Consider the following 12,906-nt stretch of genomic DNA (forward strand, 5'->3'; position numbering starts at 1 on the left):
AATTTAAGTAAATATCTTACCACTTTTCGCCCATTAACTCAAAGATAATCATTGTTTTTCGCTTATAACTTGTGCTATCCTGGTCAAATATTTATGATGGTTCCGGGAGGAAAAATACTATGAATCAAGTTTCGTTATTAATTATGCTTTTTGCAGCTTTAATCACGCCCATGTTAATGGCACGATTTAAAATCACCTTTTTGCCAACTGCCGTGGTTGAAATTATTCTCGGTATCGTTTTAGGGCCTAGTTTATTGGGCTTAGTTCACACAACCGAAATCTTAAAACAACTATCTGATATTGGTGTGATCATTCTTTTGTTTCTCAGTGGAATGGAAATTGACTTTGATCTGTTTAAAAAACCACAAGATACGCCTTCACCATTAGCTCAGAAAAACGCCGTTCAAAATTCAAAATGGTCACCAGTTATTCTTGCCTGTCTGGCATATTCAACAATTATCGTCATCTCACTAGTCTTAGCGGGTCTTTTTAAGTGGGCAAATCTTTTCTCTGATTTCTGGTTGGCAGCCATTCTGTTTGCAACTATTTCACTAGGAATTGTCATCGCAACCTTAAAAGAAAACGAGTTGTTAAGCAAAGCCTTTGGACAAACTGTCCTTCTAATTGCTGTGCTTGGTGAAGTTGTACCAATGCTCGGTCTAACTTTTTATGCTTCCGTTTTTGGTAGCAGTAGTAAGAGTCTTTGGTTATTGCTTCTCATAATTGTTGCCGCCATTTTTCTCCTGCGTCGTTTCAAATTTTTCTTTAACTTTTTCGAACAAATTAATAAATCGACGACCCAACTTGATATTCGACTAGCCTTCTTTTTGATTGTCGCTATGGTCACCGTTGCTTCATCAGTGGGTGCTGAAAATATTCTTGGGGCATTTATTGCCGGAATTATTCTCAAACTCCTGCGTCCTAGCGAAAGTACAAAGGATAAACTGGATTCCATTGGTTACGGTTTTTTCATTCCGATCTTTTTCATGATGAGTGGTATCGGCCTAAATTTACGCACCTTACTGAGTGATCCAGAAGCCTTGACTTTGATTCCGTTATTTTTCTTAGCCTATGTCATTGCCAAATTGGCCATTTATCCGATTTTAAGCCTGCGCTTTAAAAGTGCTAACGCCATTGCGGGGACTAGTTTATCAACCGCTACAATTACCATGGTTGTTGCAATTTTGCAGGTTGCCAAAAATATGCATGTGATCAATGCCCATCAATCTGGTGCCTTTTTATTAGCGGCCATTTTAACCTGTGTCTTTTCACCTTTGATTTTTAGCAAAGCCTATCGTCCGGAAGCTGAAGATTTAAAGAAACAGACTGTTCACTTCATCGGAGCCAATATTTTTACCGTACCCGTAGCCCAGCAACTGACACAGGGATGGTATGACATTCAAATGTACACAGATAATGAAAAAAACTATCGCACCTACAATAGCGAAATTCAAATCCATCTTTTAGAAAACTTAAACGCTGAAGAAATGATCAAACAGGGGATTTTTGACACTGATATTTTGGTGGTGGGTCATTTTCGTGCCCAAGAGAACTACCTATTAGCCAAGGCGGCTAAGGCTTATGGTGTTGAACGCGTGATTGTCCGTTTTGAAGATCGTAATATTTTAAATAAGCATGAAAAAGAATTACATGATTTGGGAATTGAAATCTACAATACACCTGAGGTCAACATTGCGATGCTGCGTGGATTAATTGAAACTCCTTCAACTATGCTTCTTTTAAATGATACAACTAACACCATTTTTGAAGTTCAGGTTCATAATCGAAAGTACACAGGTCTTGAAATTAAAAATCTACCTTTTATTGATAAAATCACAATTAGCCAAATTTTTCGAAATCATCGTCTTATTCGTCCGGTGGGGACCACCCAATTAGAATTAAATGATCGCCTTATTTTTACTGGCAGCAAAAATGATATCGAAGAAATTCGGCATGAACTTGGAAAAATGAATTAGATTTAGATTATAAAACTGACAGTTAAAGGCGAAAAAATTAAATAATTTTCCTTCAAACGATATCTTTTAAAAATGGTATCGTTTTCTTTTTGAATTAACCCAATTGAATTGAAAAAATGTTATAAATGCACTCATAGCCTATGATACAATAGCTTCTGGACATTTAGATGAGAGGAGGTCATCTTTTGAAAAAAATTGAAGTCTATTTCGTACGGCACGGACAAACTTTCTTCAACCGTTACAATCGTATGCAAGGTTGGTCAGACTCACCGTTGACGGAAAAAGGTTGGCAGGATGCTAAAATTGCGGGTCAGAAACTAGCAAACATTGCCTTTAATGCTGCCTATTCCAGTGACACCACACGGGCATTTAACACTGCTAATACAATTGCGCATAGTAACAAGTCTCCTGGACTTAAAGTGCAGCAATTAGCAGAATTTCGGGAAGAATTTTATGGTTACTTTGAAGGTGCAGATTCAGCACAAACCTGGTTTCAAGTTTTACAACCGGTTAGTCAAGTCCGTACTTTTCATGATTTTTTAATGCACCATAATATCAGCGAATCTAAAAATGCCGTTAAGTTGGCTGATCCGTTTCATGATGCCGAAGATCACATTGATTTTTGGAAACGTTTGGACAAAGGATTTCAATATCTAATTGATCAAAGCCATGATCACGACAAAATTTTAGTCGTTTCACACGGCACGACCATTCGCAGCATTGTTGGACGTTACGCACCGGACATGGATATTACCACTAGTCCTAGTAATGGTAGCGTCACAAAAATAACCATTCGTGATTCTCAAATTTCTGTTGATTATTTCAATAACAACGATTCCACAATTAAATAATCAGGAGAATTATTAAAATGAAAAATTCACCACTCGATACAAATAAACACTTTATCAGTTGGCCAGTTGTGGCCCTAATGGACTTTGTTACCGTTATTGGTTTTGATGACTTAATTTATAACTTCCATAATCAAGGTTTGGCGATCGTGACAACCTGGATTATTATGTTAATCCTCTTTGTTTGGCCATACGAAATGATGGTTGGCCAACTGGGTTCTGCCTTTCAAAACGAAGGTGGCGGTTTGTCCTCATGGATTCGCTCCACTAACGGAGATCTTGCCGGTTACATGGTCGCCTTCCTTTATTGGATTGCCGGTTTGCCTTACGTCGTGGATGTTGCCAACTCAGTCGTTGTTTCCATTAGTTGGCTCATCAAAGGTAATGGTGATCTCAACAAGTATATGTCGACTTTTATGTTTGCTATTTTTACGGCCGTGGTTTTCCTAGGTTTTATCTGGTTCCAGCATTTATTTAAAAACAAATCCTTGGAAATCATGAGTACAATCGGCGGTGGCGCCATGTTTGTTATGACTATCTTGTTCGTTGTCATGACGGTTGCTGCTTTAATGTATGGCCGCCACATTGAAACTCAACCTTTCAATCTGGGCGCATTCATCCCTAAAATCAACGGCCATTTTCTTTCCACATTTGGATTATTAATTTTTGCCATTAATGGTGCCGAGTTAGCTGGCCCTTACGTCAAACAAATGAAACATGGCAATCGCGATTTTCCTAAAGCCATGATGATGCTTTTAATTATGACCGGTTTCTTAACCGTCTTTGGTTCCTTCTCACTGGGTGTTTTCTTCAATGCACACCACTTACCTTATGACTTGAAAATGAACGGTTCTTATTATGCCTTCCAAGCACTAGGTAAACAATTTGGCATGGGCAACACTTTAATGTATATCTTTGCGATTGCCCAATTTATTTACATGTGTGCCCAGTTAGCAGTTATTTTGGATGCCAGCACACGAATTTTCATCTCTAATGTTTCAAAGAAATACTTACCAAAACGTTTAACTAAATTGAATAATGATGGCCTGCCAATTAACGGTTACTGGCTGACCACCGCAATTGTTTCATTGGTTCTATTCCTAAGTAATTGGTTACCAAGTATCAATGATATGTTCAACTGGTTATTAAACATTAACGGCATTGTGTCGCCATTTGTCACAAGTTTTGTATTCTATGCCTTCATGCGCATTCGTGCTAAGAGCAAAGACTATCCTTCAGAATACAGATTTATTAAAAACGATCGTTTTGCTTGGTTAGTTGGACTATGGTGTTTGGTCATTACACTGGTATTTTCAGTTATGGGAATTCGGCCAACAGATGCCACCCCTGGAACGGTATTATACACAAAGGAATTAACTTTGAATATTGTCATCCCTATTATTTTTATCGCGCTTTCGGCAGTTTTACCTTACATGGCAAAAATTGGTCGTGAGCATTTGGCTAAACAAGCGTGGTTATCCACACCTTTGGCTTTAATTGTATTTATCATTGTTGGCTTTGTATTAACTCAGCACTTAACTGGTGCCGGCATTGCTACGATGATTCTTAGTTGGGCTTTGAACGTCGTCTTGTTTATCATTATTTATCAACTCACGTTTAAACTCATTACCCGTAATCAATCAACAACGAAATAAATTAAAAAAATGGACTACATAATCTTTTGTATTAGCCCTGTGAAATCAGCAGGTCTAAATACAGGATTACTGTAGTCCATCTTTTTAACTAATTAATTCACTGTCACAACTACTTTGCCAAAACTATGTGAACTTTCCAAATATTCATGTGCTTGGACAACCTGGGAAAAATCAAATACTTTTGTCGGTTTCACGTCAACATGATAGGTGTCGATGAAATCTAACATTTCCTGAATTTTTTGTTGAGAAACATCTCCGGAGTAAAACCCAGTCAAATAACGATTGTTAGGAATATCTGTAATTGGATCGAAATTATTCAGATCCCACACTCCACCTAGTTCACCAGTTGCACTCACAATGCCAAATTCAGTTAAATGTTTTAAAGTATCCCGAACGCTTAGAGGACCGACCAAATCAATAATCTTATCAAAATATCCGGTATGTTCGGGCAATTTATCACTATCTGGTGCAACAATTACCTGATCAAAACCAGCGTTCAACAAGGATTGCACCTTATTTTGATTGCGTGTGGTCCCGGTAACTTTAATCAAGGAATTTAATCCTTTAATCAAATGTAAGTCGGCTAATCCCACTCCACTAGTAGCCGCTCTGATCAGTACCTTATCAGTTGATTTAATCTGTAAACTTTTAAAAATACCATAGGCGGTATAATACGTTTCTGGTACAGCTGCAAGTTCCTCAATCGACAATTTCGTTTCAACTGGATAAATTTGCTTGTCGGTTAATAATACATATTCTGCATAACTACCGTCAAACGCACGTCCCATCTCACCCATAATTGAAATCACTTTTTGACCTCTGGTAAAGGCACTACTATCCGTAGTTTCATCAACTTCGCCAACAACTTCAATACCAAGAATTCGAGGAAACCTAACCGAGGGTGACTTTCCTTCGCGCGTAAAAATTTCGGAATGATTAATGCCAAACCCTAAGACTTTGATGCGCGTCCACCCCGGTTTGACTTTAGGCATTTTCACGTTCATCAACTCTAAAGTTTCTGGTCCACCTGCGTGATTCACCACATATGCTTTCATATTCTTTTCCTTCCTATTAAATTGTATAAAACAACAACTTCATTTTAAGAACGCATTTAAATGAACTCGATGACTAGAACAATCGCTACCTTACTTTACTTGTAATTGTTTGACATCTTTAATTTTATTCTTTAAATGCTGCATGGATCTTTTCAACTGTTTCACTTTTTCTTCGGACTGCACCAGCTGGTCTTGTAAAATGGTCAATCTTTCTCCAATTGTGTCGTCACCCTTTTGATAAATTGCCAGAAAATGCTTGATCTGTCCCAGAGTCATACCGCATTCTTTGACACACAAAATAAAATCAATACGATCAAGATCAGTTGATTCAAACTGACGTATGCCGTTTACCCGTTTAACCGGTCCTAATAGTCCTTCACGCTCATAGTAACGAATGGTGGCTGTGGAAATGTTAAATTGTTTTGCTACTGCGTCAATTTTCAAGATTCTCACCCCTTGACTTGAAGTATACTTCAAGGATTATGATTTATAAATAGAGATCGAAAAATAACGAATCACTAAAAGATTTTTAGAAGAAGGCAAAAAAATGAAAACTTTATATCTTGCACGGCATGGTGAAACTCTTTTTAATGTGGAACATAAAATTCAGGGGTGGTGTGACTCGCCACTGACTTCAAACGGTATTGCACAAGCCAGTCGGTTAGGAGAATTCTTCAAAGAAATTTCCATTGATCATGCCTATAGTTCAACTTCAGAACGATGCTGTGATACGACTGAACTAATTTTGCAGAACCGTTTAACATACACAAGAGTAAAAGCTTTAAAAGAACAAAATTACGGTGTTTTTGAAGGTGAAAGTGAAACACTAAGCCCGAAAACACCTCAAGATTTTGAAACCTTTTTCCTACCCTACGGTGGCGAGTCCTCTAATGACGTCGGTAAAAGAATGTTGCGCTGTTTAACTACTATTATGTCTAAAGCAGATCACCAAAATATTTTAGCTGTTTCCCACAGTGGGGCCTGTTTTAACTTTTTACGTATGCTACAGGATCCCACCGAAGAGTTGAAAAAGGGCTTTTCCAATGGCACGATTTTTGTCTATCATTTTGATCAAGGAAAATTTCAATTGGCAAAAGTTATTCGTCCAAGCAAATAAGAATTGCTGTTTGGATTATTCAGAATAACAAAAATGGATTGAATTGGCGTTTATTAATTCAACCCATTTTCATTAATTCCATCTAGTATCTTTAAAAAAAGTACGGATATGATTTGCACCAGCATCTCGTAATCCAATTGCCGTGTAGAACGACTGAGTCTCCTCCTCATCGTCTGTAATTAGAACTGTTTGACCCACAATCCGATTTTTGCCATTTTTAGTCCTCCCAATTTTGGATACGTATATTTCACTTGGAAGAAAATGTCATTAGAACTGAAAAACTTTATTAAAAAATAGCTATCCCTTTTTCAAGGATAACTATTTTGAATTTAACCTTCACTAATCACTAACAATGATTTGATAGCTGTTCGTTTGTCCATAGCCTCATAGGCATCCTGAATGTGATCCAAATCAAAACGTTTTGTAAAGACCTTTCCAGGATTGATCTTGCCGCTTAAAACAGCATCTAACAAAACTGCCTTATCATCTGTTGTAACCGAAGCAATACCACCTCGTAAACCAATGTTACGCCAGAAAAGATTGTTCGTGTTCATTTCTGCTTTTTGAGGAACGCCAACCCGACCAACTACTGCGCCAGGACGACCAACCTTAACCGCAGTATCAACGGATTGCTCCGTACCGACACATTCCAAAACTGCATCAGCACCACTACCAGTTAATTCCATAACCTTCTTAACTGCGTCATCCCCACGTTCTGGGATGATGTCCGTTGCACCAAATTCACGCGCTAATTTTTGACGATCTTCATGACGGCTCATTGCAATAATCCGTTTTGCACCGCGTAACTTAGCTGAAATTACGCCACATAGGCCAACGGCACCATCACCCATGACAACAACTGTGTCACCCTTTTTAACTTCTGCACTGGCAGCTGCGTGATAACCGGTTGCCATTACATCAGCTAAAGCTAAGAGTGAGTTTAACTGTTCATCTGAATAATCAGCTGGTTTGCCAGGAATTTTAACTAATCCCCAGTTAGCGTTTGTGTAACGTAAATATTCACCTTGATAACCACCGTTGCCACCGGCTTCTTGGTTTAAACAATCCCCATCAAAACCAGCTAAGCAGGCTGCACAATGTCCACAACCATGTGTAAATGGAACTACCACAAAGTCACCAGTTTTGATATCAGAAACATCGGCACCTACTTCTTCAACCACTCCAATTGCTTCGTGTCCCACTAATGAATTAGCTTCCCGTTTGGCAATACCACGATACCACCATAGATCAGAACCACATACACAGGCACGCACGATCTTAATCAGTGCGTCCGTTGGTTTTTCAATTTTTGGTTTGTCAACATCATGAACTTCCATTTTTCCAGGTTCAATAAATACTGCTGCTTTCAAAAAATCCATCTCCTAATGTTCTAATGACTTTTAATACTCAACAACACAATCATAAACCTTAGTGTGCACTTCAAGGCAAGCCTCTTTCGTAAGCTTTTTTAATTAAACTAAAGGTTGAAAGTCCAAAACACATCTCGTTGCCTGATATAACAACCTTTGTATCACTGTGTAGATTGCAAAGATTAGACTTAGTCTGGAAGCAAATGGGCTCAGTAGTTACATTTATCTTAGCGGTTTTCGCTTAGATAAAGGCCGAGCTTGGAGACGTGGTTTGCGGCTTCAAGTCGTGCCCACTACTACGCAAAGAAGAATGATTTTCGTTCCGAAAATCTTAATACTCCGTACGATGTCGATTCTTGTGGCAAAAATCAGCCGCAAGAACTCGCACTACGTTCCAGCCCAAATTTGATGGAAGACGGCATTTTAACTATTTTTTATAGGCCAAGTCATTTAACATCAGTTATTGAAGTGATTTTAATACTTTCAACCTTTAGAAGTAACTTAATTATTTGCTGCAAAATAAGTTGTCAAAAAGTTTGCAACGCCATCATGATCATTATCCACCGCTGTCACCTGATTGGCCGTTTGTTTAGCTTCTGGGGTACCGTTAGCCATTGCGACGCCTACACCCGCACTAGCTAACATTTCTAAATCATTTTGAGCATCCCCAAAAGTCATCAAGTTATCACGTGTCCACTCAAAGTGTTTCAACAATACATCCAGTGCGGATCCTTTATCAATTCCTGGTTTCAAAAACTCTAGGATCATTGGCTGCGAACGCACGATATGAAACTCCTGTTTGAGCTGGGCCGGCATGTGCGTCACGATGTGATCCAACGTTGCTGGTTCCGTACAAATCACAGCCTTACTATAATCAACGGCCGGTAACTTTGCGAATGGCACATGTAGAAAGTGCATGTTGCCCCCTAATCGCTTTTCGTAACCTGAGAGCGGTAAATCATTGATGGGATACACACCGCTAAAATCCAAAATATCAAGAGGATACTCGTTAGCCAAACAGAACTTATGTAGGTCGCCAAAGTGTGCTCTTTTCATACCATCCGCCATCAACGGCTTTTTGTCCACATTGCGAATAACTAACGAACCATTGAAATTAACTGAATAATCATTTTCACCCATTAAACCTAACTGTGTTAGCCAATCCCAAATGGCATTAATTGGTCGGCCGGTGCATAGCACAATTTCTTTGCCTTGTTTATGCAACTTCTTTAAAATTTGGGTATTTGCTTCACTTATTTTTTTGTCCGCATTAAGCAAAGTGTTGTCCAAATCTAGTGCAATCATCTTAATCAAACCAACTACCTCCTACTTTTACTGTTAACCAATCCAACTTTTTGAAAGTTTGTTAAAGTTGTGAAGTTTCGCTTTAGAAAGCCTTTACATTATCTGTCAACTGTTCCATCATATACCTGTACCCAATAAATTGAAAAGAGGCAATATGAATGATTACGATTAAAAACAACAAATTAGAAGTTGAAATTGACCAACTTGGTGCTCAAATTACTCATGTGGTTGATGCAAAAGGTAGCTTTGATTACATCTGGAATGGTAAAGCTTGGAAACGCCACGCACCAATTTTGTTCCCATCAATTGGCAGATCCAATGATGATCACTACGTTGTGGATGGTCAGACTTATCCAATGCCTCAGCATGGCTTTGCCCGTGACTTACAGTGGGAAAATGTTCGTAAGGCCGATGATCAAGTTTTACTCCAACTCAAAGCTAGCCCCAAGACAAAGGAATACTATCCTTTTGATTTCACTTTACAAGTGGACTACAAATTAGTGGGCAATCAATTATTAACTAAATATAGTGTCACTAATAATGATAAAACAACGATGCCCTATGCTCTGGGTTCACATCCTGGTTTCAATATTCCAATTGATGATGACGGTGTATTTGAAGACTACACTTTGACATTTGGCCCTCATCCTAAGGGAATTCAACAATTGGGCATTAACCCTGCCCCATTCCGGGATGGCACTAAAGCACCATTTACAGCTGTGGATAAAGATAATGTTTTGAAGTTAGATCACAGCACCTTTGACAATGGTTTAATCATTTTAGATGCTAAAAAAATCGAAACGGTTACTTTACGCTCTGATCAAACAGCACATGAAATCAAACTTAACGTCAAACATTTTCCATACATTACCTTGTGGACAATGGAAAATGCTACCGAACCCTATCTTTGCATCGAGCCATTCGCTGGCCTTCCTGATCAAGCCAGTGATCAACCAACTGATTGGGCTAACAAGAAAGGTAATAACTTTGCTGAACCTGGTGAAACACAATCATTTGAATACGGCATTGAATTTTCATAACCCACTTTTTACAAATTAAACATGTTAAAATAAGAACAGCGTATGTTTTGCGCTGTTCTTTTTATCTTACTAATAAAATAATATAGAGAGTGTTTTTGCAAAAAGTCACAGAAACGCTTCACAAAATACAGTTTTTTTCACTTACCAGAAGCTAAATGCTTTTTAGACACTCTCAGAATGGAAGTCGTTCTTATCAAAAAATTTACTGTTTACCTCATTCGCCACGGCGAAACCTATCTCAATAAATTCGATCGCATGCAAGGTTGGGCAGATGCTCCCTTAACCGATAAAGGAATCCAAGATGCCCATCAAGCTGCCCAAAAGGTCCTGAACGTCCATTTCGATCAAGCCTTTTCAAGTGACTTGAGTCGGGCTGTCAATACCGCTCATATCATTTTAAAGGATACCCATAATGATTCCTTGCAAATCACCCAACTCAAAAATATTCGGGAAGCTTTCTTTGGCTATTTTGAAGGCGCCAATGGTCCTGAAACTTGGGACACCATTTGTCGACCTTTAGGCTACAGCGGCATCGACGATTTCTTAAGTGAACACACTTTTTATGAAGCTCGTGATGCTATGCATGCTGCCGATCCATTCAAAGTAGCTGAAGACGCTAAAACTTTCAAAAAACGAATTTTGGCTGGTGTCGATCAATTGGCAGAACAGGCACACGACGGAGAAACGTTACTCGTTGTTTCCCACATGGATGCCATCCGCAGTTTGATTCAGCTCTTAAACCCACAAATAGATGTCCACCTACCAATCAAAAACGGCAGTCTTAACATTCTTAATTTTACCGATAATCACGCTGAAGTTGTGGCTTATGATAGATAAAAATCTTCTATGCAAACTATTTTAATTCTGTTTCTAACCATGAGACAATCAGGATAGAAAGCAGGTGGCAAAATGACTGATAAAAAGCAAACCGGCATGCCCGCGTGTCTAATTGAACCTACTGGCAAGGATAAAATTGAACAAGATCGTCTTGCCCGCATTCACGACGAATTGGTAAATCGCCAACTCGCAGAATTAGGAATTACACCTCGTCAGTTATCCACAGAAAAAAATTAACCAGTTTCCAAAAATGAGCACGAGAAAGCCAATTTTCTCATGCTCATTTTTTAAGCTATATTTTTCTGTTTAATGGTTTTATTGATTGCATACACCAGTACCACAATTGCCACCGCCATTAAAATTGTCAAAACTAACAGTGCGTGGCGTGAACCTATCGCTGTTAAATCAGCCTGATTGCCTCTTTTACTTAACTGACTTGCCCCAATTATGGTGGAGACAATTGAGGTACCAACCGCACCCGCAAACTGCTGAATGGTGTTTAAAATCGCATTACCATCTGCTTGTTGATCGTTTTTCAATGTGGATAACCCGTTTGTCATGACATTGCCAAAAATCAACCCGATACCAAACATATAAAATACATAAATAGTTAAGATCAATCCATTTGAAACATTTAAGGCTAAACCGGTAAATAAAACTAAGCCGATAAACACGATTGAACTTCCTGTGAGTAAAGGTTTTTTAGCTCCAAAGTGATCAAAAATGCGTCCACTAATGGGTGACATGACTGCTCCTAAGGCAGCTCCTGGCAAAACGACTAACCCGGCGGTTGTGGAAGTTGCCCCATTTACCAATTGCATGTAGTTGGGTAAAATAAAGGACATCCCTAACGAAATTAATTGTAACGCGAAAAACACAAACACATGCGCGGCAAAGGCCACATTCCCCAAAACTCGTAAATCAATAACCGGCTGAGCAATATGTAAGCTGCGATAAATCAAACCAACTAACCCAATCACTCCTACCACAATTGCACCTGCAACGGCTAAACTCATAAAACTTGTCGCGCCCATATTGCTGAATCCTAAGATAAATCCAATGAAGGTAGCGGCAATTAATAGAACACTCAATGGGTCAAATTTTATGGCTCGTGTGGGCCTTTTTTGTTCAATCGTTTTAATTCCCGTAAACAAAGAAATTAATAATAATGGCACTAAAATGATGAAGACAAAACGCCAACCTAGACTAGCCACCACAACACCACCAAATGTGGGTCCAATTGCCGGTGCAACAGCTGTAATTAACGTTCCAATTCCCATCATCATGCCAATTTTACTGCTGGGGACCTGATCAATAATAATATTAAACATTAACGGCAGTGCAATCCCAGTGCCACATCCCTGAACAATGCGACCAAGTAATAGGATCGGAAAAATCGGTGCTACCGCATCCATGATTAATCCGGTTAAAAACAACAAGTTAGCCACAATAAATAAAGATTTGGTTCTAAACCGCGTTTTCAGTGCGGAAGATAGCGGCACAATGATCGCGACGGTCAATAAATACCCGGTTGTTAACCATTGCACAATACTAGTTGTGACATTAAATTCTTTCATTAACGTTGGGAACGTAATGTTCATGGCAGTCTCGACAATTACGCCACTGAAGGACATTAATCCTGTTGCAATTACTGCTGCGATAACTTGTGGACGAATACGCTGATTGGTTTCATTTTTCATATT

Annotated in this window: 12 protein-coding genes; 7 read left to right on the forward strand and 5 right to left on the reverse strand. The window is 38.9% G+C overall.

The window, feature by feature from the left end; translation table 11 throughout:
- Positions 1 to 119: 119 nt before the first annotated feature.
- The 3 genes from AB3219_RS00185 (at position 120) to AB3219_RS00195 (ending at position 4,479) form a co-directional block, all read left to right on the forward strand.
- A complete protein-coding gene (locus AB3219_RS00185; RefSeq protein WP_216754399.1) occupies positions 120 to 1,976 on the forward strand; it encodes a cation:proton antiporter family protein in 1,857 nt (618 codons plus the stop codon).
- Between the two features lie 185 nt (positions 1,977 to 2,161).
- Entirely contained in the window at positions 2,162 to 2,827 is a 666-nt protein-coding gene (locus AB3219_RS00190; RefSeq protein ID WP_216754400.1) for a histidine phosphatase family protein, read from the forward strand.
- Positions 2,828 to 2,844: 17 nt separating this feature from the next.
- On the forward strand, positions 2,845 to 4,479 hold the full coding sequence (locus tag AB3219_RS00195; RefSeq protein ID WP_216754401.1) for an APC family permease: 1,635 nt from the start codon (positions 2,845 to 2,847) through the stop codon (positions 4,477 to 4,479).
- 92 nt (positions 4,480 to 4,571) lie between these two features.
- Here AB3219_RS00195 and AB3219_RS00200 read toward each other — a convergent pair whose 3' ends face one another.
- Both AB3219_RS00200 and AB3219_RS00205 read right to left on the reverse strand, forming a co-directional pair.
- Positions 4,572 to 5,534 (reverse strand): zinc-binding alcohol dehydrogenase family protein, encoded by a 963-nt coding sequence (locus tag AB3219_RS00200; RefSeq protein ID WP_216762919.1) that lies wholly within the window; start codon positions 5,532 to 5,534, stop codon positions 4,572 to 4,574.
- Positions 5,535 to 5,624: 90 nt separating this feature from the next.
- Positions 5,625 to 5,978, reverse strand: coding sequence for a MerR family transcriptional regulator (locus AB3219_RS00205; RefSeq protein ID WP_216754403.1), 354 nt, complete (start codon positions 5,976 to 5,978; stop codon positions 5,625 to 5,627).
- A gap of 103 nt (positions 5,979 to 6,081) precedes the next feature.
- Here AB3219_RS00205 and AB3219_RS00210 point away from each other — a divergent pair, with 103 nt between their 5' ends.
- Positions 6,082 to 6,651 carry a histidine phosphatase family protein gene (locus AB3219_RS00210; RefSeq protein ID WP_216762920.1) on the forward strand — a complete coding sequence of 190 codons (570 nt, stop codon included), beginning with the start codon at positions 6,082 to 6,084 and terminating at the stop codon, positions 6,649 to 6,651.
- 329 nt (positions 6,652 to 6,980) lie between these two features.
- Here the strand turns inward: AB3219_RS00210 and AB3219_RS00215 are convergent, their stop codons facing one another.
- Complete coding sequence (locus AB3219_RS00215; protein ID WP_216754405.1) at positions 6,981 to 8,021, reverse strand: zinc-dependent alcohol dehydrogenase family protein; 1,041 nt, start codon at positions 8,019 to 8,021, stop codon at positions 6,981 to 6,983.
- A 501-nt stretch (positions 8,022 to 8,522) separates the two neighbouring features.
- On the reverse strand, positions 8,523 to 9,326 hold the full coding sequence (locus tag AB3219_RS00220; RefSeq protein ID WP_311735508.1) for a Cof-type HAD-IIB family hydrolase: 804 nt from the start codon (positions 9,324 to 9,326) through the stop codon (positions 8,523 to 8,525).
- A gap of 158 nt (positions 9,327 to 9,484) precedes the next feature.
- Here AB3219_RS00220 and AB3219_RS00225 point away from each other — a divergent pair, with 158 nt between their 5' ends.
- The 3 genes from AB3219_RS00225 to AB3219_RS00235 all read left to right on the forward strand — a co-directional run bounded on the left by AB3219_RS00225 (position 9,485) and on the right by AB3219_RS00235 (position 11,440).
- Complete coding sequence (locus AB3219_RS00225) at positions 9,485 to 10,366, forward strand: aldose 1-epimerase family protein (RefSeq protein WP_216762921.1); 882 nt, start codon at positions 9,485 to 9,487, stop codon at positions 10,364 to 10,366.
- Between the two features lie 177 nt (positions 10,367 to 10,543).
- The gene (locus AB3219_RS00230; RefSeq protein WP_260365255.1) at positions 10,544 to 11,203 is read left to right on the forward strand and encodes a histidine phosphatase family protein; all 660 of its coding nucleotides are present in this window, start codon (positions 10,544 to 10,546) and stop codon (positions 11,201 to 11,203) included.
- A gap of 72 nt (positions 11,204 to 11,275) precedes the next feature.
- Positions 11,276 to 11,440 (forward strand): hypothetical protein, encoded by a 165-nt coding sequence (locus AB3219_RS00235; RefSeq protein ID WP_216754571.1) that lies wholly within the window; start codon positions 11,276 to 11,278, stop codon positions 11,438 to 11,440.
- Positions 11,441 to 11,490: 50 nt separating this feature from the next.
- Here AB3219_RS00235 and AB3219_RS00240 read toward each other — a convergent pair whose 3' ends face one another.
- On the reverse strand, positions 11,491 to 12,903 hold the full coding sequence (locus tag AB3219_RS00240) for a DHA2 family efflux MFS transporter permease subunit (protein WP_216754572.1): 1,413 nt from the start codon (positions 12,901 to 12,903) through the stop codon (positions 11,491 to 11,493).
- Positions 12,904 to 12,906: the final 3 nt, after the last annotated feature.

Source organism: Pediococcus ethanolidurans (assembly GCF_964062635.1).
Classification (GTDB): domain Bacteria; phylum Bacillota; class Bacilli; order Lactobacillales; family Lactobacillaceae; genus Pediococcus; species Pediococcus ethanolidurans.